General features: G+C 34.8%; 30 protein-coding genes and 1 other RNA gene. 8 read left to right on the forward strand and 23 right to left on the reverse strand.

The window, feature by feature from the left end; translation table 11 throughout:
- Positions 1-80: 80 nt before the first annotated feature.
- The 4 genes from G7082_RS03595 to G7082_RS03610 form a co-directional block, all read right to left on the reverse strand.
- Positions 81-797 carry an MIP/aquaporin family protein gene (locus tag G7082_RS03595; RefSeq protein WP_166033856.1) on the reverse strand — a complete coding sequence of 239 codons (717 nt, stop codon included), beginning with the start codon at positions 795-797 and terminating at the stop codon, positions 81-83.
- A gap of 39 nt (positions 798-836) precedes the next feature.
- Positions 837-2,345, reverse strand: a complete 1,509-nt coding sequence (gene glpK, locus G7082_RS03600; RefSeq protein ID WP_166033857.1) for a glycerol kinase GlpK — start codon at positions 2,343-2,345, stop codon at positions 837-839.
- A gap of 138 nt (positions 2,346-2,483) precedes the next feature.
- Entirely contained in the window at positions 2,484-2,930 is a 447-nt protein-coding gene (gene dtd, locus G7082_RS03605; RefSeq protein ID WP_166033858.1) for a D-aminoacyl-tRNA deacylase, read from the reverse strand.
- 15 nt (positions 2,931-2,945) lie between these two features.
- On the reverse strand, positions 2,946-5,162 hold the full coding sequence (locus tag G7082_RS03610) for a RelA/SpoT family protein (protein WP_166033859.1): 2,217 nt from the start codon (positions 5,160-5,162) through the stop codon (positions 2,946-2,948).
- Positions 5,163-5,383: 221 nt separating this feature from the next.
- On the opposite strand from G7082_RS03610, the gene G7082_RS03615 reads away from it, so the two are divergent.
- From G7082_RS03615 to G7082_RS03625, 3 genes are read left to right on the forward strand one after another with little or no spacing between them, the layout of a single operon-like run.
- Entirely contained in the window at positions 5,384-5,713 is a 330-nt protein-coding gene (locus G7082_RS03615; protein ID WP_166033860.1) for an ArsR/SmtB family transcription factor, read from the forward strand.
- A gap of 14 nt (positions 5,714-5,727) precedes the next feature.
- On the forward strand, positions 5,728-6,963 hold the full coding sequence (locus G7082_RS03620) for a chloride channel protein (protein ID WP_166033861.1): 1,236 nt from the start codon (positions 5,728-5,730) through the stop codon (positions 6,961-6,963).
- Positions 6,963-7,328: a potassium channel family protein gene (locus G7082_RS03625; protein WP_166033862.1), complete on the forward strand. Its 366-nt coding sequence runs from the start codon at positions 6,963-6,965 to the stop codon at positions 7,326-7,328. The genes G7082_RS03620 and G7082_RS03625 overlap by 1 nt, the downstream gene beginning before the upstream one ends.
- Positions 7,329-7,355: 27 nt before the next feature.
- Here G7082_RS03625 and G7082_RS03630 read toward each other — a convergent pair whose 3' ends face one another.
- The 5 genes from G7082_RS03630 to G7082_RS03650 all read right to left on the reverse strand — a co-directional run bounded on the left by G7082_RS03630 (position 7,356) and on the right by G7082_RS03650 (position 11,089).
- Positions 7,356-8,030 (reverse strand): GTP pyrophosphokinase, encoded by a 675-nt coding sequence (locus G7082_RS03630; protein WP_166033863.1) that lies wholly within the window; start codon positions 8,028-8,030, stop codon positions 7,356-7,358.
- Between the two features lie 294 nt (positions 8,031-8,324).
- Positions 8,325-8,750: a hypothetical protein gene (locus tag G7082_RS03635; RefSeq protein WP_166033864.1), complete on the reverse strand. Its 426-nt coding sequence runs from the start codon at positions 8,748-8,750 to the stop codon at positions 8,325-8,327.
- A gap of 142 nt (positions 8,751-8,892) precedes the next feature.
- The gene (locus G7082_RS03640) at positions 8,893-9,645 is read right to left on the reverse strand and encodes a 16S rRNA (uracil(1498)-N(3))-methyltransferase (protein WP_166033865.1); all 753 of its coding nucleotides are present in this window, start codon (positions 9,643-9,645) and stop codon (positions 8,893-8,895) included.
- A 4-nt stretch (positions 9,646-9,649) separates the two neighbouring features.
- Positions 9,650-10,597 carry a 50S ribosomal protein L11 methyltransferase gene (gene prmA / locus G7082_RS03645; RefSeq protein ID WP_166033866.1) on the reverse strand — a complete coding sequence of 316 codons (948 nt, stop codon included), beginning with the start codon at positions 10,595-10,597 and terminating at the stop codon, positions 9,650-9,652.
- A 15-nt stretch (positions 10,598-10,612) separates the two neighbouring features.
- Positions 10,613-11,089 carry a DUF3013 family protein gene (locus tag G7082_RS03650; protein WP_166033867.1) on the reverse strand — a complete coding sequence of 159 codons (477 nt, stop codon included), beginning with the start codon at positions 11,087-11,089 and terminating at the stop codon, positions 10,613-10,615.
- A gap of 110 nt (positions 11,090-11,199) precedes the next feature.
- On the opposite strand from G7082_RS03650, the gene G7082_RS03655 reads away from it, so the two are divergent.
- The 4 genes from G7082_RS03655 (at position 11,200) to G7082_RS03670 (ending at position 13,585) form a co-directional block, all read left to right on the forward strand.
- Complete coding sequence (locus G7082_RS03655) at positions 11,200-12,471, forward strand: replication-associated recombination protein A (RefSeq protein ID WP_166033868.1); 1,272 nt, start codon at positions 11,200-11,202, stop codon at positions 12,469-12,471.
- A gap of 58 nt (positions 12,472-12,529) precedes the next feature.
- Positions 12,530-12,720, forward strand: a non-coding RNA gene (ssrS, locus tag G7082_RS03660) — 6S RNA.
- A gap of 99 nt (positions 12,721-12,819) precedes the next feature.
- Positions 12,820-13,089, forward strand: coding sequence for a hypothetical protein (locus G7082_RS03665; protein WP_166033869.1), 270 nt, complete (start codon positions 12,820-12,822; stop codon positions 13,087-13,089).
- 25 nt (positions 13,090-13,114) lie between these two features.
- Positions 13,115-13,585 carry a universal stress protein gene (locus tag G7082_RS03670; RefSeq protein WP_166033870.1) on the forward strand — a complete coding sequence of 157 codons (471 nt, stop codon included), beginning with the start codon at positions 13,115-13,117 and terminating at the stop codon, positions 13,583-13,585.
- Positions 13,586-13,659: 74 nt separating this feature from the next.
- Here G7082_RS03670 and G7082_RS03675 read toward each other — a convergent pair whose 3' ends face one another.
- From G7082_RS03675 to G7082_RS03735, 12 genes are all read right to left on the reverse strand, one after another.
- Positions 13,660-13,857: a hypothetical protein gene (locus G7082_RS03675; RefSeq protein ID WP_166033871.1), complete on the reverse strand. Its 198-nt coding sequence runs from the start codon at positions 13,855-13,857 to the stop codon at positions 13,660-13,662.
- An 86-nt stretch (positions 13,858-13,943) separates the two neighbouring features.
- Positions 13,944-15,128 (reverse strand): acetate/propionate family kinase, encoded by a 1,185-nt coding sequence (locus G7082_RS03680; protein WP_166033872.1) that lies wholly within the window; start codon positions 15,126-15,128, stop codon positions 13,944-13,946.
- A gap of 15 nt (positions 15,129-15,143) precedes the next feature.
- A complete protein-coding gene (locus G7082_RS03685) occupies positions 15,144-16,151 on the reverse strand; it encodes a class I SAM-dependent methyltransferase (RefSeq protein ID WP_166033873.1) in 1,008 nt (335 codons plus the stop codon).
- 123 nt (positions 16,152-16,274) lie between these two features.
- Positions 16,275-16,628 (reverse strand): competence type IV pilus minor pilin ComGG, encoded by a 354-nt coding sequence (gene comGG / locus G7082_RS03690; RefSeq protein ID WP_166033874.1) that lies wholly within the window; start codon positions 16,626-16,628, stop codon positions 16,275-16,277.
- Positions 16,591-17,022, reverse strand: coding sequence for a competence type IV pilus minor pilin ComGF (gene comGF / locus G7082_RS03695; RefSeq protein WP_420825024.1), 432 nt, complete (start codon positions 17,020-17,022; stop codon positions 16,591-16,593). Before comGF ends, comGG begins: the two co-directional genes overlap by 38 nt.
- Positions 16,998-17,309, reverse strand: a complete 312-nt coding sequence (locus G7082_RS03705; RefSeq protein ID WP_166033876.1) for a hypothetical protein — start codon at positions 17,307-17,309, stop codon at positions 16,998-17,000. Before G7082_RS03705 ends, comGF begins: the two co-directional genes overlap by 25 nt.
- Positions 17,293-17,745 (reverse strand): competence type IV pilus minor pilin ComGD, encoded by a 453-nt coding sequence (gene comGD / locus G7082_RS03710; RefSeq protein ID WP_166033877.1) that lies wholly within the window; start codon positions 17,743-17,745, stop codon positions 17,293-17,295. The genes G7082_RS03705 and comGD overlap by 17 nt, the downstream gene beginning before the upstream one ends.
- Entirely contained in the window at positions 17,745-18,038 is a 294-nt protein-coding gene (comGC, locus tag G7082_RS03715) for a competence type IV pilus major pilin ComGC (protein ID WP_238842691.1), read from the reverse strand. The genes comGD and comGC overlap by 1 nt, the downstream gene beginning before the upstream one ends.
- Positions 18,035-19,099, reverse strand: coding sequence for a competence type IV pilus assembly protein ComGB (gene comGB / locus G7082_RS03720; protein WP_166033878.1), 1,065 nt, complete (start codon positions 19,097-19,099; stop codon positions 18,035-18,037). The genes comGC and comGB overlap by 4 nt, the downstream gene beginning before the upstream one ends.
- Positions 19,032-19,994 (reverse strand): competence type IV pilus ATPase ComGA, encoded by a 963-nt coding sequence (comGA, locus tag G7082_RS03725; RefSeq protein WP_166033879.1) that lies wholly within the window; start codon positions 19,992-19,994, stop codon positions 19,032-19,034. The genes comGB and comGA overlap by 68 nt, the downstream gene beginning before the upstream one ends.
- A 100-nt stretch (positions 19,995-20,094) precedes the next feature.
- A complete protein-coding gene (locus G7082_RS03730) occupies positions 20,095-20,820 on the reverse strand; it encodes a YebC/PmpR family DNA-binding transcriptional regulator (RefSeq protein ID WP_166033880.1) in 726 nt (241 codons plus the stop codon).
- 70 nt (positions 20,821-20,890) lie between these two features.
- The gene (locus tag G7082_RS03735; RefSeq protein WP_166033881.1) at positions 20,891-21,406 is read right to left on the reverse strand and encodes a VanZ family protein; all 516 of its coding nucleotides are present in this window, start codon (positions 21,404-21,406) and stop codon (positions 20,891-20,893) included.
- 120 nt (positions 21,407-21,526) lie between these two features.
- On the opposite strand from G7082_RS03735, the gene G7082_RS03740 reads away from it, so the two are divergent.
- Positions 21,527-23,341 carry a M3 family oligoendopeptidase gene (locus G7082_RS03740; RefSeq protein WP_166033882.1) on the forward strand — a complete coding sequence of 605 codons (1,815 nt, stop codon included), beginning with the start codon at positions 21,527-21,529 and terminating at the stop codon, positions 23,339-23,341.
- A 57-nt stretch (positions 23,342-23,398) separates the two neighbouring features.
- On the opposite strand, the gene G7082_RS03745 is transcribed toward G7082_RS03740, so the two are convergent.
- Positions 23,399-24,052, reverse strand: a complete 654-nt coding sequence (locus tag G7082_RS03745) for a CatB-related O-acetyltransferase (RefSeq protein WP_166033883.1) — start codon at positions 24,050-24,052, stop codon at positions 23,399-23,401.
- A 151-nt stretch (positions 24,053-24,203) separates the two neighbouring features.
- Positions 24,204-25,508 (reverse strand): C40 family peptidase, encoded by a 1,305-nt coding sequence (locus G7082_RS03750; RefSeq protein ID WP_166033884.1) that lies wholly within the window; start codon positions 25,506-25,508, stop codon positions 24,204-24,206.
- Between the last annotated feature and the right edge of the window lie 18 nt (positions 25,509-25,526).

Here is a 25,526-nt window from a genome sequence, read left to right on the forward strand (position 1 = left end):
AAAGCGTTTAGCTCCGATAAACAGGAGCTAAACGCTTTTTTTATTCTTTATTATAATCCGGGTTCAAATCGCAACTTTGTTTATGCGATAAGTCCCCATACTAAAGCTGCTAAGATTCCGCCTAAGAATGGTCCTACGATTGGTACCCATGAATAACCCCAATCAGATTCACCTTTGTTTTTAATTGGTAACAATTGGTGAGCGATACGCGGACCTAAGTCCCTTGCTGGGTTGATGGCATATCCTGTAGGTCCACCTAATGATAAACCTAGAGATAAGATTAACACACCAACGATTAATGGATTCATGCCATCAGCAAATGTGTATTTAGAAAATGCTAATAGTGTAAATACTAAAACAAATGTTCCAATTAACTCAGTAATCATATTAGAAATAGGTTTTCTAATGGCTGGTCCTGTAGCAAACGTTCCTAAGATTGTTGCTTGATCTTCTGTTGCATCATAATGAGGTAAATATGTAATATAAACTAACATACCACCCACAATACCACCGACTACTTGCGCGATGATAAATGGTACGACTAAGTTCCATGAGAAGTTACCTGCCACTGCCATCCCAACTGTTACTGCTGGGTTTAAGTGAGCTGGTCCCATAAAGCTGGACATGTATACTGCCATGGTTACAGCAGCACCCCAACCTAATGTGATAACAACCCAACCAGCACCTTCTGCTTTACTCTTTTTCAAGCAGACAGCTGCTACAACGCCATTCCCTAATAAAATTAACATCATTGTTCCTAAAAATTCACTAAAAATCTGTAAAGTATCCCCGCTCATATCCTCTTCTCCTTTAAATCAGTGGATTAGCTCCTACCGTTATTTTTTCACACGTTTGAACATTTGTGTTGCAGCCACTGCATCTTTCCAACCTGCGTACAAGTCGTCACGTTCTTCTGCTTCCATTTTTGGTGAGAATGTTGCGCCTTCACCTTGGAATTGTTGTAAGTCATCTAAATCTTTCCAGAAACCTACTGCAAGACCTGCTAAGTATGCAGCACCTAATGCTGTTGTTTCTAAATTAGGAGCACGTGTTACATTTGTGTCTAAGATATCTGCTTGGAATTGCATTAATAATTCGTTCTTAGCTGCGCCACCATCCACTTTAAGAACAGGAATATCGATACCTGAATCTTCTTTCATTGCTTCAATCACGTCTTTTGATTGATAAGCAATCGATTGTAGTGTTGCTTTAACAAAATCTTCTTTACTTGTTCCACGAGTTAAACCAAAGACAGAACCACGGGCATCTGAATCCCAATATGGTGCGCCCAATCCTGTAAAGGCTGGAACAACATAAACACTATTGTCTGATGTTGATGCTTTCGCTAACGCTTCTGATTCTGGTGCTGATTCAAACATTCTTAACCCATCACGTAACCATTGAATCGCAGAACCTGCCACAAACACACTACCTTCTAAAGCATAGTAAACTTTGCCATTAATTCCGTAACCAATTGTAGTTAATAAATTATTTTTAGAAATTTGAGGTTTTTCACCTGTATTCATAACGATAAATGCACCAGTACCATATGTATTTTTAATCATACCTGGTTCGAATGCCAATTGACCAAATAATGCTGCCTGTTGATCTCCTGCCATACCAGCGATTGGTACTTCATGACCATAAAAATGATAGCTTTGAGTATAACCATAAATTTCTGAATTACTTTTTACTTCTGGAAGTAAGGCACTAGGAATATTTAATAAGTCCAAAATCTCTTGATCCCATTTGAGATCCATAATGTTATACATCATTGTTCTTGCTGCATTTGAATAATCCGTTACATGGACATTCCCATCTGTTAATTTCCATAGTAACCATGTATCGATTGTACCAAAGGCTAATTCACCTTTTTCAGCTCGCTCTTGTGCGCCTTCAACATGATCTAAAATCCAACGAACTTTCGTTGCTGAGAAGTACGCATCGACTACTAAACCAGTTTTACTATGAATCATGTCAGCGTGACCGTCTTCTTTTAACTGATTAGCAATTGGTGCTGATTGGCGTGATTGCCAAACAATTGCATTATAAATTGGTTTACCTGTTTTTCGGTCCCAAATAATTGTTGTTTCACGTTGGTTAGTAATCCCGATTCCTTTAATATGATCTGGACGAACACCTGACTCAATGAGAGCTCCTGCGATAACAGATTGCACAGAGTTCCAAATTTCATTTGCGTTATGCTCTACCCAGCCTGGTTCTGGGAAAAACTGTGTGAATTCTTTTTGTGAACTTCCAACTTTATTTCCTGATTTGTCAAAAATAATTGCTCGTGAACTTGTTGTACCTTGGTCAATCGCCATAATGTATTGTTGTTCTGTCATATTTTTTCCTCCTCTAAAAGATAACGCTTTCTTTTGATACCTATATCATACCATTTTTTCACAATTTAAATAGTCATTTGCTCAAAAAAAATGAAAAAAAATAGAAAAAACTAATCAAATTAGTCTTTTCTACTTATGTTATTTATAATCTGTATCAAAGAAGATAGTCACGGGGCCGTCATTCTCTAAAGTGATTGACATATGGGCTCCAAATTTACCTTCAATAACGTCTAACTTGTTTTTTCTAAGTTCTTGATTAAAGTATTGGTATAGTTCTGAAGCTATATCTGGATGGGCTGATTTAGTAAAACTCGGGCGATTGCCTTTCTTCGTATCAGCTAGTAATGTAAACTGAGAAATCGACAATATTTTTCCACCGACTTGATGGATATCCAAATTCATTTTCTCATTCTCATCTTCGAAAATGCGCAATTGACTAATCTTTTTAGCCAGATAATCTGCTTCTTTTTTAGTATCGCCTTCTTTGATACCTACTAATAAAACATACCCTTTTTCAATTTTACCTAGTTCTTCATTTTCAACGACAACATTTCCATGATTAACCTTTTGTAAAACAACTCTCACTTAAATTAGCTCCTTTTAGCCGTTTGTTCGACGAACACTATAGACTTCTGGAACGGCTTTTATTTTTTCAACAATCTGTTCTAAATGACTCAAATTTTGAATCGATATCGTTAAATGAATGACAGCCATTTTATTCTTAGCTGGTTTTGCTTCCACGCCAACTAAACGTTTTGTATGAGCGTTAACAACAAGCAGCACATCATTTAGTAAACCACTGCGATTATAACCATAAATTTCTAAATCAGCATTGTATTCTTGTTTACTATTTGCGTCAGCATCTTCCCAGTCAACATCAATCTGACGGTTTTGAACATCTGGCGAGCTATTCATATTGGCACAGTCTTTTCTATGGATGGAAATTCCACGACCCTTAGTAATATAACCCACAATTTCATCACCTGGAACAGGATTACAACAACGACTGATTCGAACAAGTAAATTATCCGCTCCTTGAATTACCACGCCACCTTCATGACGAATCTTCATTTTCGTTGCATCTTTCTTTTGAACAGGTTGATTCATTAATTCTTCGGCTTCTTCTTGTTGTTTCTTAACCCCACGCTCTTTACGTTCCTTTTCAGTCAAACGGTTATAAACAACTTGAGTCGTCACCTCACCAAAACCAACTGATGCAAATAAATCATCCACCGTTTGATAATTAAAACGCTCAATGGCATCAGCTAACTTATCTTTTGATAAGAAATCTTTTGGTGCAAAATCATTATCTAATAGCATTCTTTCTAAAGCTGTACGACCTTTATGAATATTTTCATCTCGATCCTTATCTTTAAAGAAACGTTTAATTTTATTTTTAGCTCGACTTGTTGCCACTAAATTAACCCAATCGCGACTTGGACCAAATGAATTGGCAGACGTTAACACTTCAATGATATCTCCATTTTTAAGTTTATAATCAAGAGGAACCATTTTACCGTTTACTTTAACACCTGTTGTTTTATTCCCAACTTCTGTATGGATATTGTAAGAAAAATCAAGAGGGCCTGATCCTTTAGGTAGCTCTGTTACATCACCTTTAGGCGTAAACACATACACTTTATCACTAAAGATCTCACCTTTTACATTTTCCATAAAGTCTGAGGCATTGTATCCTTCATCCTGAAGTTCAATAATTTCACGTAACAAACTGATTTGGTTCGCGTTATTATCTTCTTGCTTTTCTGTTTTTCCTTCTTTATAAGCCCAGTGAGCAGCCACCCCAAATTCAGCAATTTGGTGCATTTCATGAGTTCTAATTTGAATCTCAATTGGGTTTCCTTTCGGACCAATAACAGTTGTATGGAGAGATTGATACATGTTACTCTTAGGAACGGCAATGTAATCTTTAAATCGACCTGGCAGAGGTTTCCACTTACTATGAATTGCCCCTAAAACTGCGTAACAGTCTTTAATTGAATCAACCAACACACGAATCGCTAGTAAATCATAGATTTCAGCAAATTCTTTTTTCTTATCTTTCATTTTACGGTAAATTGAATAAATGTGTTTAGGACGACCATAAATCTCAGCGTCCATATTCATCTCTTTGGTTGCTTCACCAATTTCTTCAACAGTTTGATTCACGTACATTTCACGCTCACCACGTTTTGAATTCATTAGGTGAACAATTCGGTAATACTGTCTTGGATTTAAGTAACGTAACGAACGATCTTCTAATTCCCATTTAATCAAACTAATCCCTAAACGATGGGCAAGTGGTGCATAAATTTCTAAGGTTTCTTTGGCAATGCGACGTTGTTTGTCTTCTCTTAAATGGTTAAGTGTTCGCATATTGTGCACTCTATCTGCTAGTTTTACCATGATTACTCGTAAGTCTTGAGACATGGCAAGTAGCATTTTACGGTGATTTTCTGCTAGTTGTTCTTCATGAGATTTATATTTTATTTTACCTAGTTTAGTTACACCATCTACTAACATAGCAACATCTGGACCAAACTCTTTTTCTAAATCTTTTAACGTTATGTCTGTATCTTCTACTACATCATGTAAAAATCCAGTCGCAACCGTATGTGGGTCCATTTTTAACTCCGCCAAAATCCCAGCTACTTGGATGGGATGATTAATATACGGTTCTCCCGACTGTCTAAATTGAGTTGAGTGAGCTTCTGTTGCATAATCACATGCTTTTTGAACAAAATCTACATGTTCTTGACTCATATAACTAGCGACAATTTTCATGACATCCTGGTCTGTTAATACTTTTTCTTTTGGCATATGACCCCTCCTTTTTTAATATTAAAAAAAAGTACTATTGTAGTACTTTTACTGTTTTTAGATTACATTAATTATACTCACTTTATTTTGTTATTTCAATCATTTAAAACGAGACTTTCATGATACTTTCTAAAAAAACATTCAGAGATATCTTTGAATGTTTCTTTTTTTATGTTAATATACACTCAAATAATAATTAGTTCTAGAAAGGAAGTTAATGCATGATAAACACCCAAAAAGACTCTGCTACAAAAATGTTAGAGAGTTTTGACCCTAAAAGAATTAGTACTTTTTTTAAATTAATGTCCGAAGAAATTCGGTTTAAACTGACCTTAATTTTAGCCTATGAAGGAGAGATGTGTGTCAGTGATTTAGCTAAACATACGGAGACTTCTATTTCTACAACGTCTCATCACTTACAAATTCTAAAAAAAAATGAAGTCATTGAAAGCAGGCGTGAAGGAAAGCAAATTTTTTATTTTATTCAAAATAAACGCGTGCTTCACTTTATCAAAGTCGGTTTAGACTTTAGTAATATTCCCAAATACTAGAAAGGAAGTTTCCTATGAAAAAAAATAGTTTACTCATTAGAATCATTTTTTACGGTCTACTCTTAAGTTGCTTGATCGGTATCATCTCTTTTATCTTTATTTTCTTAGAAAGTAATATCTCTCATTATGTTTGGGGAAACTTACTACCAAGCTCACCTTTTAAAACAGGCTTCACCTTAGTCTTTTGCTTAATCGGTGGCGTTTTAATCGGGAAGTTAAGAGAAAAATGGGGCGATTACCCAGAAACAGCTCATCACACGATTGATGACTTAAAAAAGAATCGCACAGTGGATTATCGACCTGTCTTTAAAAGTTTATCCGTTGCCCTTCTTATTTTAATTTTTGGTGCAGGGGTTGGTCCTGAGGCGGCTCTTTTAAGTGCGATTGTCATGCTTTCAATTTGGGAAGCAGATAAAATGCGTTATCTCTTCTTTAATCAGGAAACTTTTTTACAACTTACACCAACTGAAAGAATGAAACGAATGCTCCACCCAACAAAATATCTCGTTACTTTCAATTCAGAAACATCTATTAAAGATGAACACCTGTTAACAACTAAAAAAAATATCAATCGTTTCTTTATTGTAAATGGCTTAGTTAGTTTCGTGATTCTAATGAAATTAACCAAACAACCTTCTTTCATCAGTAAAATGGGAGATTCCAACTGGCAAATTAAGGAAATCCTTTTACTGATTCCTTTAATTATTTTAGGTCTATTTTCTGGAAAATTATACCGTATCTTCCAAAAACAAATGAAAGTTTGGTTTTCTTTTTGGCCAGATAAACCAGTTTATAAAGCATTAATTGGATCTATCGCTATTTTCTTAATTGGAACATTTACGCCTAATTTATTGTTTTCAGGTCAAGTTACCTTGGGTGATGTACCCACGCAACACGCTAAATTATCCGTTATTGTTTTAATTTTAGCTGTTGTCGTTAAATTAGTCTTCTTACAAATTTGCTTAAACACTGGCTGGATTGGCGGAGATATTTTCCCAATTGTCTTTTCTTCTATTTTATTAGGCTTTGCCATCTCACAATTACTACCAAGCTTTGATGCTATTTTCATTGTGGCTACAATTGCGACGGCTATGGCCGTGACCATCTTAGAAGCACCTGTTGCTGTGGCGATTTTTACCGCACTATTTTTCCCACTTCACATTACTCCGATTATTTTAGTAACAGCCTTTATCTTGAAATTCGCTAAACAAGCTGTCACTAAAATGAAAACAGCGAAAGGACTTAACTAATGTTTGGTTTATTACTTGGATTTAAACGTCTTGGTCAATGTTTAGCTCGTTGTTTCAAAAAAGATGAGGTCAAAGCTTTACTGATTACAACTGGCTCTGTCCTTTTACTTGGTACTATTTTTTATCATAATGTAGAAAAAATGGCTTACATTGATTCCTTTTATTTTAGTTTTGTAACCTTAGCTACGATTGGTTATGGAGATTTATATCCAGTTACAGTTCTTGGAAAACTTTTCACCGTTGTTTACAGTATTCTAGGACTTGGATTGGTTAGTTTATCTGCTGGGATTATCGCTCGTGAAGTGATTCAACTTAGACAAAATGAAACATGCGAGGACAAAGAAAAAAGAACCGATGACAAATAATTTTGTCGTTGGTTCTTTTTTGGATTCTTACTTTTCAAGCTCATTACGAATTGCCAGCATCTCTTCTTCTAAAATAGATAAAGATTGAGCCGTTCTTTCTAAACGATGTGACAAATTTTCATCTGTCACACCTTCCTTATATCTTAATCCATGCTCTAAACTTGCCCAGTAATCCATGGCAATTGTTCTAAATTGAATTTCCACTTTAATATGCTTCGTTTCTTTAAAGAAAAAGACTGGAATTTCTAAAATCACATGTAGACTTCGGTAACCACTTGGTTTGGGATTTTTGATATAGTCTTTGATTTCCAAGACATTAATATCCGTCTGTTCCGAGAGCGACTCCAACACCATGTAAATATCATCTGCATAAGCACAAATCACACGAATACCCGCTACATCAGCCAGTTCTTCAGCGACAACTCCTTTAGAAAAAGGCAGTCCTTTACGGTCTAATTTTAAGACAATACTTTTCAATGTTTTTACTCTACTTTGAATTTGATGGATTGTATTATTTCGCCCCATATTGGATGAACTGCTTAATTCACGGTCAATAATTCTTAATTTGGTTTCGACCTCATCAATAGCTGATTGATAATAAATAATTAATTTTCGATAAGTTTCTAAAGCTCCTACATAAAAATGAGATTTTGGATCCACATCATTGACTAACTTAATTAAATCTTCTGTTAAATACTCCATGATTTACACCTCTTCTAATCTTATATATTTATCATAACCTGTTTTTATGACTTTTTCTCGATTAAATTAATTAAAATTGTATAAAAATTAGAGTGGTGAGAAAAGCGTTTAGCTTCAAGCAACTGGAGGAAATCAAAAATAATTCACGCTTTTGGAATTAATTTTGATTTTTGAAGTTGCTGTAGAGCTGCTTTTTGAACCCGGACTAAATCAGAGTGGTGAAAATAGCGTTTAGCTTCAAGCAACTGGAGGAAATACTGATCCATTAACATTTAGATTATTATAATAACTAATTTATCTACTACATTCTCTCTTAAAAAATCGATCTAAATGATGAGCTAAATTAGAAATATCTTCAATTGCGAGTTCAGTAATTATTCTAAATTCTTCTTCTGATACGAGTTTTGTATAGCCTACATATTTATTAGTTTTTTCATAATGTTGATCCATTCTATCTCTTACATCTTTTGGAATAATTTCATAATTTATACGTGAAGGATAACTCTTACCAAAATACCATTGCAAGTTCCCTTTAAAAGATTCTACCCCCTCTTTTATGATTTGATTGTGCCTTTCTGTATTTTTATCTTCATTTAAACTAAAGTATAAGGACGGAATTTGCTTGTTTTTACAACCTGGAGTATAAATCAAACCACAATTTGTTTGAATGCTAAAATAGTCAATCAGTATTTCCGTGATTTTTTTCTGTGTCTGTCCCATTATTTTTACCTCCAATTTTTTTATATTAGTTATCCTCAATAAAAATATACGTGGTTCACTTTAGATTTAGCTATTTTTAACAAAAAAACATCAACAACAAAACTACCTCTTTAGGTAACTTCATTACTGATGTTCTTCAAATTTATTGTAATAACTCCCACTGATAACTCATAGCTGATAAAGCGTAAAGTGGGGCTGTTTCTGCTCGGAGTATTCGTGGTCCTAAGCCACATAAAACGCCTTGATGCTCTTCAAAAAGAGCAATTTCTTCTGGTGTAATACCACCTTCTGGTCCAAAGATAATTAAGAGTTTCTCGCCTTTTTTGACCTCTTGCAAGACTTTGACAAAACTCTTCACTTCCCCTTCTTTAGCTGATTCTTCATAGGCAACTAAGACGTGATCGTAATCAGATAAACTTTCTAAAAAAGGTTTAAAGCTAGCTAATAAAGTTACTTTGGGAACTCTTTGACGATGAGATTGTTCCGCTGCTTCTTTAACAATTTTATCAAAGCGTTGCTCTTTTTTAGCTAATTTTTTTTCATCCCATTTAACCACAGAAGTTTTACTTGGAAAAGCAATCAATTCCGACATACCAAGCTCTGTTGCTTTTTGAGCCACCCACTCTAGTTTGTCACCTTTAGTAAACCCACAAGCAATCGACACAGTCACTGGCATCTCTTTTTCCATTTGTTCTTTACGAATTTCTTTTAAGACAATGCGCTCAGCTTCAATATCAGTTATCTCTGCCACAATCGCAATTTCATTAGTAAAAATCAGGAAACACTTATCCTCAGGTTTAACTCGCATCACATGAGCGGCGTGATGAAAGTCGTCACCAACTAATTCAAACTCAACTTGCTCTAGATAATCCTCATCAATAAAGTATCGTTGCATTATCTTAGTCCTCAGTACTTTTCTTAATAATAAAGGCTAACCAATCTTTTTGTTGGAATCGTTGGTCCACTTCAAAGCCATTAGCGTAAAGAACTTCTAACACGTCTGACTCTTTGTCTTCAATGATACCTGAAATAATAAACGTGCCACCCTCATTTAAACAACGGTACGCATCAGGAATTAAGGCAATAATAATGTCTGCCAAAATATTTGCCACAATCACATCTGCTTTTTGATCAACACCCACTAATAGGTTATTTGCTGAAACATGCACATCTTTTGCCACTGGGTTTAAGTTCATATTTTCTTTGGCTGAATTAACAGCTACCTCATCTAAATCATAGGCAAAAACCTCACCTGCACCTAAACATTTACTGGCAATACTTAAAACGCCAGACCCCGTTCCCACATCAAGGACTGTTTCACCACCACGTAATACAACTTCTAAAGCTTGTAATGTTAAACGAGTCGTTGGATGTGTTCCTGTACCAAACGCCATGCCTGGATCTAATTTCATCACATGTTCATCTGCTGAATGAGGTGTGTATTCTTGCCATTCAGGAACAATCGTTAAATAACGACTAATATTTACTGGATGATAATATTTTTTCCATGCTGTTGCCCAATCATTTTCCACCACTTCTGAGGTTTCAATTTTATTTTCACCAATATCTAAGCCGAATGTTATTAACTCTTCAACTCGTGACTTAACAGTTGGTAAGATTTCTGGTAAAAAGATCGTTTCAGGGTAGTAGGCAATCACTTTTGCGCCTTCTTTAATATGATCAAAGGTTGCTGCATCTAAAATTTCGCCAAAGGCATCACTTTCAAAATTAATCACATCCATCGCGTCTTCAATGGCAACACCGTTTGCTCCTGATTCCATTAAAATATTAGAAACAGCTTCCACTGCTTCACTTGTTGTTAAAACTGAGACTTGATTCCACTTCATGATTTGACCTCTTTCTTAGTATTTCGGATATGATACCCATGTATTATTGTTGATAGCTACTGTTTGTTTGCTAAATTCTTCTTCATTCCAATTTAATTCGAACACTTCTTGAGATTCGTCAGAAAGAAAATCTAATAAATCACTTTGACCTTCTGTTAAGCAATCATTTAAATGTTTAGCAAAAACACGAATCCATTCTTTTGATAAACCTTTTTTACGGTCAAAAAGAATTGTTGTTAAATACTCTTCTTTATCGATTTCATCTTGTGGGTTTGTGTAGAAAAGAACCGTATCTTCAAATTCAATGACTTCTTCTTCACTAACAATACCTTCTTCATCTTCAATCGACTCTTGGTCTTTATTTTCAGCAAATAACACAACAATCACTTCAAATTGATGTTTCTTAGGATGCCAATCAATGGCAAAATCAAACTCTTTTAATTGTTTTTCTAGCTCTTTTTCTAAAACTTCTAATAAATGTTCTTTTTTCATTATTTTCCCTCTTCTTCTTTGATTTTCTTTCCTTATCATACATAAGAATGAGCGATTTGCCAATGGAAAGATATGCTATAATGAGGGAAGAAAAAATTAGGAGGGATAGAATGCAAAAACCACTGGCTTACCGCATGCGACCAAATACGATCGACGATATTGTGGGACAACAACATTTAGTAGGCGAAGGAAAAATTATTCGCCGAATGGTTGAAGCAAAGATGCTTTCTTCCATGATTTTATACGGCCCTCCTGGTACAGGAAAAACAAGTATCGCAAGTGCTATTGCTGGCTCAACTCATTACGCCTTTCGCATGCTAAATGCGGCAACAGATACTAAAAAAGATCTTCAAGTCGTTGTTGAAGAAGCTAAAATGAGTGGAACGGTGATTTTACTTTTAGATGAGGTACACCGCTTAGATAAACCAAAACAAGATTTTCTGCTTCCTCATTTAGAGAATGGTCGAATTATCATGATTGGTGCCACAACAGAAAATCCTTATATTGCCATTAATCCAGCGATTAGAAGTCGAAGTCAAATTTTTGAAGTCAAATCACTGACTGAAGAGGATATCGAAAAAGCCGTTGAACGTGCCTTAACCGATAAAACTCATGGACTGGGAGAATTAAATATCCAACTAGATAAGGAAGCTCTCACTCATTTAACAAGAGCGACTAATGGGGACTTACGAAGTGCTTTGAATGGTTTAGAGTTAGCTAGTAAATCCACCGCACCTTCTGAAGATGGTTTGATTCACTTATCACTACCCATTTTAGAAGAATGCATTCAGAAAAAAGCCTTCTCTCATGATAAAGATGGAGATGCTCATTATGACGTAATTTCTGCTTTTCAAAAATCTATCCGAGGAAGTGATGTGGATGGGGCTCTTCATTACTTAGGACGCTTAATGGAAGCTGGTGAGTTGTTGATTGCGTGTCGAAGACTTCTTGTCATCGCCTACGAGGATATTGGTCTAGCTAATCCAGGTGCTTGCTCTAGGACCGTTTCAGCCGTTCAAGCTGCTGAAAAATTAGGTCTACCAGAAGCTCGTATCCCTTTAGCACAAACCGTGATTGATTTATGCTTATCCCCTAAATCTAATTCTAGTGTGATGGCCATTGATGCCGCACTCACTGATATTCGTTATGGAAACATTGGCGAAATCCCGGATCATTTAAAAGATGCTCACTATAGCGGGGCCAAAGAATTAAACCGAGGTGTAGATTATCAGTACCCTCATAATTTTCCTGGTGGCTGGGTTAATCAACAGTACTTACCCAACAAGATCAAAAATAAAATCTATTACGAAGCTAAAGAGACAGGAAAATATGAAAAAGGTCTAGCCCAACGAAACCAACAAATCAAACAGCTAAAAAAATAATTTAAATCCTAAGACAATTAATTGATGAATTAAAAATCTTGTGTTAAGATATGTTTATAGATATCTGTAATGTGCGTCGTGTTCACTTTAGTGTTGAGCTAACAATTAATAATACCTTGGGAGTTAAACAACGATATTGTCAAAAACAAGCCTTATCATTTGGTAGTTTGCGATTATACAAATAATTCCCACCTGCATATACCGCGGGTTCAACCATAACGAGCATAAAACGGCATCGACGGATATTTTTTATTTTAAATTTTAGGCTGGTCCATTTGGTGGATCAGCTTTTTTAATTGGTTGATGTAAAAAAACTAAATACTATTTTCAGATTGGATTGTGATATAATTGATTAAAGTAATACTTATTATTTTTGCTGTACTACTGCTCTTTATTGGTTGGTATGTTAAACAAAATATCACCAAATTAGAAGTGCTGTTTTCAACAGAGAATCACCAAAATTTAATTGGTTTTTCATCAAGCTATTTAATTCTTGGAGTACTTGGTCTACTTCTAGGTATTTTTTTAGCAACACAAACCGCCGCACTATTTTTTGTCGCGATTGTTTTAATTATTTCTGGTTTTTTCTCAGTTCAGTTAGCAAAAAAAATGAAATAAGCATTAAACAGAAAGGGTGTTTCCTATGTTAAAAGAATACAAAAATATCTTAGTTGCGGTCGATGGTTCTGACGGATCTGAGCAAGCATTTAAAAAAGCAGTCCATGTTGCAAAACGAAATAATTCTGTTTTGTATATTGCTCATATCATTGATATTAGAGCTTTTGAATCTGTTTCAAGTTTCGATGAATCTCTTGCTGAAGATGCTGCTAAAGTCGCTAGAGAAACTTTAGATAAATACGCTGATTACGCAAATGAACACGGTGTAACTGATGTTCACTGTCTAATTGAGTACGGGGCACCTAAAACAATCATTACCCAACGACTTCAAAAAGAATATCACATCGATTTAATTATGCTTGGAGCAACTGGTTTGAACGCCATGGAACGAATCTTGATTGGTTCTGTTTCAAGTTATGTTTCTCGTCATGCGCACTGTGATGTTTTAATTGTTAGAACTGATATCCAAAACAAACTACTAAAAAAAGAAAAATAAACCAAAAGAACTGATACTCTCTTCTTTCATCAAGTGAGTATCAGTTCTTTCTTTTTATTATTTTAAGCATTTCTTTATTTCCTTCGACTATTTTTTTGATCTTCAATTCCAGCTCCCATGCTGTCTACTCCACGACCAGCGTTATGACTACCACCAGTACCAAAACCGCTATCTACTAATGGTGTACTTCCTTTTAATGGGTCTTTTCCTTTTTTACGTAGTTCGTCATTTTTTTCTCTAATTTTCTCGGACTTCAGTTTCTTTTCAGACATTTTACTCACCTCTTTCTAATAAAATAATTATATCACATAAAAAAAAACAAACGATACCTAAAATAGATATCATTTGTTTATATAAATTATTTTTTTAAAGCTTCTACGTCGCGACAGATCATTAATTCTTCATCTGTTGGGATTAATAGAATTTTAACGCTTGAGTCGTCTGTTGAGATGACACGTTCTTCACCACGGATGTTGTTTTTCTCTTTATCGATTTCACAACCAAACCAAGTTAAACCTTCCATGATTTTTTCGCGGATTTCAATTGAGTTTTCACCGATACCAGCTGTAAAGACAATCGCATCCACACCGTTCATAACACTTACGTAACTTCCGATATATTTACGAACGCGGTCAGCAAAGATTTCGATTGCTAATTTAGCATCTTCTTTATCTGAAGATAATAAATCACGCATATCACTTGAAATACCTGATAAACCTAAAAGTCCTGATTCTTTATTTAAAATATTGATCATTTCTTTAATGTCAGTAATGTTTAATTTTTCCATTAAGTATGGCAAGATTGAAGCATCAATGTCCCCTGAACGAGTTCCCATTGTTAAACCTGCTAATGGAGTGAATCCCATTGATGTATCTACTGATTTACCACCATCAACGGCAGTAATAGAAGCACCATTACCTAAGTGACAAGTGATGATTTTTGTTTCTGCTAGTGGTTTACCTAACATATCAGCAGCTCTTTCAGAAACATAACGGTGACTTGTTCCGTGAGCGCCATATTTACGAGCTGAGAATTTATCATAATATTCTTTTGGAATACTGTATAAATAGTTAACAGCTGGCATAGTTGTATGGAATGATGTATCAAAGACACCAACGTTTAATGTATGTGGTAAAACTTTTTGGAAGACACGGATAACTTGTGCTTCAGCTGGGTTATGAAGTGGTGCAAATTCAGCTAAATCATCGATTAATTTTAATGCTTCGTCATCAATGATTGCTGATTCTTTGAAGTGCTCACCACCGGCCACAATACGATGTCCAGCTCCTGTAATTTCTTCAAATGAATCGATGATGTTTAATTCTGTTAATTGTTCTAATAACATGTTAACAGCGATTTCGTGGTTTTCGATATCTTTGATTACTTCATATTTTTGACCTTCGCCATGTTTGATTGTAAAGATTGAATCATTTAAGCCGATTCTTTCTACGATCCCTTGAGCTACGACGATTTCTTCTGGCATTGTATATAATTGCCATTTTAAACTTGAACTACCTGCATTGATTGCAATTGTTTTTGACATGTTTGTTTCTCCTTTTTATTTTATATTTGTTTGACGCCAAGTACTGAAGGAATTGATAAATGTTAACACTGCTTTATTATCCTTAAGTGATGGCAACTCTGCTAATAAAACTTCTTTAGCCTGTACAGCTGCTTCTCCTCTATTTTGAACAATAAAAATCGATTTACTGATTCCTTTTTGACTAAATAGTGAATCTGGCAATTTAAGAACAGACTGCAAATACACTTTTTCTTGTAACCATTTAGTTAAAAGAGGGGCTTGCTCTGTTTCTAATAAATTGCTTGGTACTAAAAAGATACCAAAGCCATTACTTTTTACATGATCCATTGCTTTTTCCATTAGTAAATGATGAGCATAAGTATGCCCTTCACTTGCTGCTACTGTAAAAATTTTTGCTTTTTCATCGACTGGATAAAACCCAATCGGTAAATCAGCAATTGCAAAATCCACTGGATCAACTAATAAGGGATCAATACTATCTTGATGGAATAACTGGGCATTGATATCTAACCATGCTTGGTTGACTGCAGCCACATTTAATAAGGTATCATCCACATCTACACCGTATCCTGTTGCCTTGATTCCTGCCACATTAAGATTAGAAATGATGGTATAAAGTAAATTTCCCATTCCAACTGAAATATCCAAAAGAGATGTCTCTTTTGTCTTACCAGCTAGTTGTTCTAAGATATAGACAAATAAAAAGCCGATACCATCAGGCGTTAATTGGTGATTCGCTTGAATACCATCTTTCATAGAACCTTTCAGTAAGACCAATTGCGTAATTTTACGACGATCTTCTTGAGTTAATTCTAGCTGCTCAATAGCATTGTAGAGGGTTTCAATTTTTTCCACCGCATCTTTATTTGGCACACCATCAATCACGCGAACTTTTTGACCATCCATTCGGTTCTCGCTATTTTCGATGTATGCATCAAAAAAAGAAGTATCTAGCGCATCCTGTAACAGTTCTACTGATTCAAGCAAATACTGAAAGCCTTTTTCAACATCAGTTTGAGACAACACATCCACCTCTTTCGTTAGTGTTAACTATTTATGTTTCACTGCTTTATTCTAACTAAAAAATGCGAATAATACAAGGAAAAGTCCATATAAAAAAGGCAAGAATACTGTGATTTCTTACCTTTACTCTTTTATTGTTCTATTTGTTGTTCGTTTGTACTGATTATTTAAACTTGTCGTAATTTTATGATTCTTCTTTTCTTTGTCATATGAAATATCAACTGTTCCGATATTATACTGAAACAGTTTTTCACCCTGTTTCATATCCTCTTTAAACTCTAAAATCGCCATTTCTTCGATGGATTTTGCTAGGTAGAAGTCTTGCGTACTAACTAACATTTTTCTTCTTACTGAATAATCTTGAAGTACATATAGAGTCATCGTTGTAAACATCACTAATATAGCTAAGACAGGAAGTAATATCCCACCATCCTTATTTCTAATAAAAGAAAAAATAGCAATAACTCTCCTCTCCAAGGGTTATGACCTCCATTTTAATCCAGCCTATTTCATCAATAAACTGAACATCTTTAACACCCGTAATAATCGGTTGATGCCCGTGAACACTACTTGTTTTTCTTATCATTTGTTTATATTGTTCAAAAATAATTGTTTCATTATCTTTACCATCATAATATACTTTATTCTCTTCTACTTTAATAAAGCTTGTCGACATCATCTCTTTTTCCATTTGAATCTTACCTATTTGAAGTTCTAAGTAATCATCATTCTTTATGTGATTTTCCATTCGTGTAATGGTTACTAAAAAAGGATTCAAAAATAGTAGTAACCCCATTAGAATAACTAAAGATATTAAACATTCTATTAAAGTAAATCCCTGATTTTCTATTTTCTCTTGATTTCTAACAATACTTCTTCACTCTCGATTCTTATACTTTTTTTATTCCATTCTTTTATTAAAATATTATTATCAATCGCTTTTTTTCTAATTAGTGTTTCATCAACTAAGCCATTTTGTTTAAAAGCTGCCATTTCATAAGCTTGTGTCGCCACTTCAAGTTCTTTTTGCTTATCTCTAACTTCTTCCAACAAAAAAATCATAGTTGACATTAAAAATAATATAGAAGTCACAATAATAAACATTGCAACCATACACTCAAGAAGTAAATACCCATCATTATTAGAGATCTTTTTCATATCGAATGACCTTACCACTTCCTAATTGAAAACTATATTTAATTTCATGGTTTCTGGATTCATCCACAAAACGAATTCCTTGAATTTCTTTAATATTTCCACTTTCACCTTTAAATTCAATTGTTTCTGTACTTTTTAATACAAGTGGTTTTTCAACATATAAATAATCATATTTTTTCGTTCCTCTAAAATAATTTTCAAATTTTATAGATTGCTTACTAGATTCCGGACTCACTTTAGTATTTAACCCTGCAACAATCGCGCTTTGATGCGTTTCTTGAATCTTCCTTTCTACCTGGCTTAAAAACATTTCAACTTTATTTTTTTCTCGCCATTTCTGAATACCAATAACAGGTATAGTAATAAATATCCCCATAATTAGTAATACTAAGAGACATTCGATTAAAGTAAAACCTTCATAAGATGATGTTTTCATTATTTAACCTCAATACTTAATTCATCTGCTTTTTTCTTTTGCTCTTTTGAGATATATTTTCCATCTACTAATTGTTGAGTTGTTTCAGGTCGTTTATTATTTTCTAAAAAATACATCTCACTCTGAGCTTCAATTACTTTCTCTAAAGCAATATCACCATCACTACTAATTTTCCCCGTTTGCTTCATCAAATTAGGCACAAACAAAACGATTAAAACGGCAATAACAAACATCACTATCAACATCTCCAACAACGTAAATCCTTCATCGTTAGTCTTTTTCAGCTTCCTCAACTAAAATCCCCCATTCCACTATAAATTGGTAGAAGTAACGCTCCGTAAATCGAGACAATCAAAACAGCGATTAGTAAAAACATAATGGGTTGTAAGAAAGCCATTCGTTTTTCTGATAATTCAATCAATGCCTCCCATTCACGATTACCATAAATAAGTAGCTCTTTCCCTAAATCCCCTTTTACTTCCCCTTGTAAAATAATTAAATTCAGTTCCGGCCTTAAAAATTGCCATTTCATAATCGTCTGATTAATCGGTTGACCTTTTTCGATTTGCTTTTCAATCGCTACTGCCATCTCCCTCATGAGTGGTGTATAGCCTTTTTTATTCATAACTAAAACAACTTCTCGAAACTCCATTCCCTGTGTTAATAACTTTCCCCACTCAGTCGCAAATAAAGAAGTGTAGTAATGAATTAAAAAGGTTTTTACGACAGGCAATTGACACAGCCAATTCGCTTTACCTATCTCTGTTTTCTTACCTAAATAGGATTTCAAAATTAAGTAACCCATGCCCATTAACACTAGTGAAACTAAAATAATTTTTGGGCTTTGATTAATTAAAATTAAACCGATATTTACACCATTGTCACTTTCATATAAATCACCTAATTGAGGTAAAATATACCACTTCATTCCCAGTACCATTCCGAATAGAAAAAGTAATAACAATACGGGATAACTGACTACTTTCTGCAAATGTTGACGCTGTTTCTCCTGATCTTCTAAGTGTTTTGAAAGGCGGTTTAAGGTTCCCACTAAATCACCATGAACTTCGGAAAAACTTAATTGGGCTTGTTGAGAAGGAGTCAATTTCAACTCTTTCAAACATTTATTCAATCTCTTTCCTTTCAACAAAGCCCGCTCCATGTTTTTTATTTCTTGTTTCTTTTTAGGGAGCACGGTTGCCATAAAATTTAAACTTCTCTCCAACGTGAAACCATTATCTAATAATTCGGCTAATAGATTTAAAAAGACATGTTTTTCTTTTCGACTAAAACTCTTTTTTGGAGAATTGAAGAACTTCTTTTGAGATAATTTTTTTTTGATAGGCTTTTTCAAGATTTTCTTCCCAATTAGTTACCACCCCATTAATCGACATATCATATAACACCTCATACTTACTTTCCCTTAAAACAGGTAACAGTTCTTGGTACACAATCCCTCTTAAACTCTGATTCATTTCCACTTCTGGAATCCCTAAATCTTTTAATCGAATCAAGACACCTTCCTTATCCTGAGAATGGATCGTAGAAAAGACCATGTGTCCTGTTAGTGCGGCTCGAATCACCATTTTCGCCGTCTCATGATCTCTAATTTCTCCAATAATTAAAATATCTGGTCGGTGTCTTAAACACACTTTAATCAGTTCTTGATACGTCAAATCTATCTTCTCGTTCACTTGAAATTGTAAAAAATCGTGATTTTCAATTTCAACAGGATCTTCAATCGTAATAATCTGTTTGTCACTGTGCTTATTTAAATAATTGGCTAAATAGTACATACTTGTAGATTTCCCCGCACCTGTAGGACCAGAAAACAAGTACAAACCAGGAATACATACCAGTTGCTCAAGTAATTTTAGTTGTTCCGTAAAAATAAAATCTAGTTGTGTAATTTCTTGCTTATTTTGTAAAAAACGAATCACCAATGTCTCTCTATTTTTAAAATCAGCCACGCTAGATAATCTGATTCTATGAGAGTTTTCTTCAATTTTTATACTCGCACTGCCCACTTGCGTTTTTCTTTTTTCTGAGACATCCATTCCTGCAAGATACTTCAAATAAAGAATTAATTTCTCCCCTTCTTCTAATGTAACTTGTTGATGAAACATTACTTCATGGTGACAACGAAAGGACAACTCATATCCTTGATAATTTGGGGAAATATAGAGATCACTAGCACTTAATTTGAAGCCTTTTTTCAGTAAACGATGTGCCTTTTTCTTAACTGACATCTCTCACCCCTTTTCATATTAAATATTCGGTAAATTCTCAGACTTGAACGAAAAAAAGAGACTAAATACAAAATTTGTAATTAGCCTCTTTTTCCTATAATTAAATATTAGCCGATGTGTAAACATCAGATACATCATCATCATCTTCCAAAACCTCTACAATTGTTTGAAGAATATCTTGGTGTTCTTCTGATAACTCTGTGACAACCTGTGGGACCATTGTCAATTCTGCTTGAGCAAATGTGTACCCTTCTTCTGCTAAAGCATCACGCACACTTGGAAAGTCACTCGGTTCTGTATAAATTTCGAATACTTCTTCACTTGTTTCTAGTTCCTCTCCACCAGCTTCTAGCACACTCATTAGCATCGTATCTTCATCAACATCTAAGTCTTCACGCAGAATAACTAGGTAGCCTTTGCGGTCAAACATATACGCAACAGAGCCCGTCTCGCCAAGGGAACCGCCATTTTTATTAAAAGCAACACGCACATTAGTTGATGTTCTGTTTTTATTATCAGTCAGTGTATGAACTAAAATGGCTACACCTGCTGGACCGTATCCTTCGTAAACAATCTCATCATAATTTTCACCCTCGCCAGCTGAGGTTGCTTTTTTAATCGCTCGATCCACATTATCATTTGGCATGTTTGCAATTTTAGCTTTATCTAGTGCTAAACGAAGACCAGGGTTAGACGTAGGATCAGAGCCACCATTTTTAGCAGCTACATAGATTTCTCGTGATAGTTTTTGAAACAACTTACCACGCTTAGCATCTTGTGCCCCTTTTCTCCCCTTGATATTATTCCATTTTGAATGTCCTGCCATGTAAAAAAACCTTCTCTCTAAATAATATGTCTACTTGCATTCTAACATATTGCCTAGATAAAAAAAGCGTTTACTTCCTTTTCTTAGGTTTCTTTCTGTTTGAGAACCAAAAGAAAAAGATACAAATTAAACAAGCAAATAAAGCACCTGAGCTATCCAACACCACATCTTCAAACATCGGGCTACGACCACCTGTTAACATTTGATGAAACTCATCTAATGCTGCATAACCTGTTGCGGCTAACCAAGCATATAAAAGGGCTAGTCCAAGATGTTTTATTCGTGGAATAAGCGCCATAAACAGGCTGCTACCTAAAATAAAGTACGTTCCAAAGTGGGCTGCTTTTCTAATAAAGAATTCCACAAACTTAAAATAGCCGCTGTCTTTAATACTGACCGGTGAATCACCATACATAAAAGAAACACCGGATAATGCTTCTTTAAACGGCTCATTTTTCAATATTTTTTCTAATACTGGGATGCTACTTTGTTGTTCATAGGTTTGAGAGGAACTATAAAAAAGAATTCCCATCATCACAAACGCTACTATTAAATAGATATTTCCATTTTTTAAATTTTTCTGCATAAAGTCACTCCTCATAATCTTATTTATCGTACCTTGTCTGATACAAATTATCAAATTATTTATGAATAAATTTAGTTTCGTGTATAATGGTAATAATACACGAAGGGAGAGTTTTATTGTATGAAATATTCAATTACATGGGATTTAGATTCATTATTTAAAGGTGGCGTGGATTCACCTGAGTTAGCAGCAAGATTAACACTTTTAGATCAACAAATTTTAGATTACACTGCGTCAATTAACAACTGGTCAGTTGAAGATGACGCACCTGAATTTGCTGATTTTACTAACATCATTACGATTCAAGAAGCTGTAACAAATGGTTTTGGGCAAACAATTAGTTTTGTTAATGCCATTCAATCAGCTGATGTAACTAATAAAAAAGCCGGTACTATGTTAGCTAGCCTTTACAATAAATCAACTGACTTTGAAAATGCCAATGTTATCTTGACTAAAAAATTAACAGCTATGTCTGATGAATTATGGGCTAAATTAGAAAAAGTTGCCGTTTTAAAAAAACAAGGTGTAGCGTTTATTTTAAATGAAACTCGTGAACACGGGAAAAGATTACTTAGCGAAAATGAAGAAAATATTATTAACCAACTTTCAACAGATGGTTTCAATGCGTGGAGCACTCATTACGACACATTAGTTACTCAAATTACGATTCCATTTACTGAGAAAGATGGCACAGAAGTCATGCTCTCAGCTGGTCAAGCCTTCAATAAAATGATGGGAGACGCTGATAGTGCTGTTCGTGCTGAGTTATTTGAAAAATGGGAAAAAGCTTGGTCTGAAAAAGCACCACTTTTTGCTGACACATTAAATCACTTAGACGGCTTTAGATTAAAAGCTAACGAGTTACACGGAATCACTAACCACTTGCAAGTTCCTTTAGAATACAACCGTATGAAAGAAGAAACATTAAACGCGATGTGGGGAGCTATTTCAAATAACAAACAACCATTTGTTGATTTCTTAACTCGTAAAGCACAATTACTAGGCAAAGAGAAAATGGAATGGCAAGATCAAGATGCACCGATCATTTTAGGTGAATTTGAAGAAAAACGTTACACATTTGATGAAGCGGCTGAATTCATCGTAGAAAACTTTAATAAATTTAGTCCTAAAATGGCTGATTTTGCTCAAGTTGCTTTTGATAAGAGCTGGATTGAAGCAGAAGACCGCCCCGGAAAACGTCCTGGCGGCTATTGTACAAGTCTTCCAGAAAACAAAGAATCTCGTATTTTCATGACATACGGTGAATCAATCAATGAAGTCTCTACTTTAGCTCACGAATTAGGTCACGCTTATCACTCTCATGTGATGTGGGATTTGCCTGTAATGAGTCAAGATTATGCGATGAACGTTGCTGAAACGGCTAGTACTTTCGCTGAATTAATCGTAGCGGACGCGACTCTAAAACAAGCTAAAACAAACGAAGAAAAAATTAATTTAATTGATGTTAAAATGCAAAACGCGATTGCAATGTTTATGAATATTCATACCCGTTTTATCTTTGAAAATAATTTACATAAAGCTCGCAAGAAAAATGTGTTAACTGATGAAGAAATGACTGAATTGATGTTGGATGCACAAAAAGAATCTTATTGTGACTCTCTAAGTTCATACCATCCTCATTTCTGGGCAAGTAAACTACACTTCTTTATTGATGATGTGCCTTTCTATAACTTCCCTTATACATTTGGCTACTTATTCAGTTTAGGAATTTACGCTCACGCTCAAAAACAAGGTTCTTCATTTGAAGATGAGTATATTTCACTATTACGTGATACAGCATCAATGACGACAGAAGAGCTAGCTCAAAAACATCTTGGTGTTGATTTGACTAAACCAGATTTTTGGCAAGACGGAATTGATATTATTAAAAAAGATATCGAAGAGTTTATGACAATTACAGAACAATATATGTAGAAAAAACCTGAAATCACATTCGAAGTAACTCTTCGTGATTTCAGGTTTTTCATTTTTTTATTTTATATTATCTTGATAGTAAGTATATAACTGATCTATTTGATTGCTTAATAAAAGAGGGATTACTGGTTTTACTTCTGATTCTTTCCAATCAAACCAGCGTATTTCAAGTAATTTTCCAATTGTCGCTTCGTCAAATCTCTTCTTGATGACTTTCGCTGGATTTCCACCTACAATTGTATAAGGCTGAACATCTTTGACAACCATTGAACCAGTCGCAACTATGGCTCCCTCACCAATGGTTACACCCGGCATAATTGTCGCTCCCATACCAATCCATGCATCACTGTTAATTACCGTGTCTCCTCTTTTTTCAAAGGAATCCTTTATCCCTTCTTCAAAAGGATAAACTGTTAGCCAATCTGGATGATGGTTATGATTCCCACCTAATAAAATAGTTACCCCACTTGCGATACAAACATAGTTTCCAATAATTAATTTATCAAGTTCCCAACCAAAATCCTTTTCTGGATGAAACAAATCTCTCGTCGTTTCATCTCCCCATAGATACCTAACACACCCATTTTCAAAATTTGAATTCTCATAAAAACCTGAATAATAAGATTTTTTTCCAACTCTAATCAAAGGATTCGTGATAATATCCTCTAAATATTTTACTTCCGACCAATTTTTATAATGATTATTTTCCATTGTTTTCGCTCCTAAGTTTGATTATTACTAGTTCCTTACTTAGAAGCTACTTTCACTGAAACTTGTTTTATTAATCTCAATCTTTTCCTCATTTTTTTATTCTCCATAAAAAAAAAGACTAACTTTTTCAAGTCAGCCTTTAAAATTTTAATTACATGCGTACTCCAAAGTCTGGTGACCAATAAGCCATGCTTTGTACAGTTACGTTTTCACCTGGTTGTGGTGCGTGGATGTATTGTCCGCCACCTACATAAATACCAACGTGATGAGTTGCGCCTCTAGCTCCCCAGAATACTAAATCTCCAGGTTGTAATTGGCTAAGTGAAATTTGAGCGCCAGCACTTTCTTGTGGTACTGTCCATCCACCAATTTCTCTTCCTGCTGCGACACGATAAACATAAGATGTAAATCCTGAACAGTCAAATGAATCTGGTCCTTTAGCTCCCCAAACATAAGGTTTACCAATATGTTTGTAAGCTTCTGCTACTACTGCACTACCATTTGATGAAGCAGGAGGTGCTGGAGTTTCAGCTGGTTGTTTAGGTGGTGTTGTTTGTTGTCCACCATTGTTATTATTATTGTTGTTGTTTGTATTAGTATTTGTTTCAGCTGGAGTTGTTGCTCCACCATTGTTTGAAGCTGGTGCTTCAGTACTAGTTTCTGTTTTAACTTCAGTTGTTGGTGCTACTGGAGCTACAGTTTCTTTAGCTGCTTGTTTTTCTGCTTCTGCCGCTGCCTTAGCTGCTGCTTCTGCTGCCGCTTTTTCAGCTGCAAGTTTAGCTTCTGCTTCTGCTTTTTCGTTTAAGAACTGATCTTTTTTTCCTTGTTCAGTTTCTTTTTCAGCTGCGATTTCACTAACTGCTACTTGTTGAGTTAACTCTTGAGCAACTAGTTCACCTTTTTTCTGTTCTAATACAACTGCATTAGCTTGTACTTCAGATGCTTTTTCTTCTGTTTCAACTTTTTTATCTTCTACAGCTTGTTTGTCTTCTTTTTGTTGTTGCATCATGTCATTGTTAGCTCCAACTAATTTAGAAGCTGCCATTACTTTAGTTACAGCGTCTGATACTGAATCAGCGTTTAAAACTAAATCAACAACGTTTGAGCTTCCTGAGTCAACTTGAACTGAACGAGCTTGTTCTTTAATAGAAGCATCACGTTTTTCGATGCGTTTTTCTAAATCTTTAACTTCACCATTTAATGAACCAATTTCAGTGTTTAACTCTGCTTGTTTAGCTTGTAAAGCATCTGCTTGGTCTTTGATTGAAGTAATGTTACTTTGGATTGAAGCTAATTGTGATGATGCTGAAGCTTCTTTTCCTTGTAAGTCACTAATTTTTTTGTCTTGTGATGCAATCTTTTGATCAACTGAGTCAGCGCTAGCCATTAATGGAAGAGCTGTTGCTGATAAGATCATTGTACTTGTTAATAATGTAGATAAAATCTTCTTTTTCAATTTAATAGTCCCCCGTGT

It is taken from the genome of Vagococcus hydrophili (genome assembly GCF_011304195.1).
Taxonomy (GTDB): domain Bacteria; phylum Bacillota; class Bacilli; order Lactobacillales; family Vagococcaceae; genus Vagococcus; species Vagococcus hydrophili.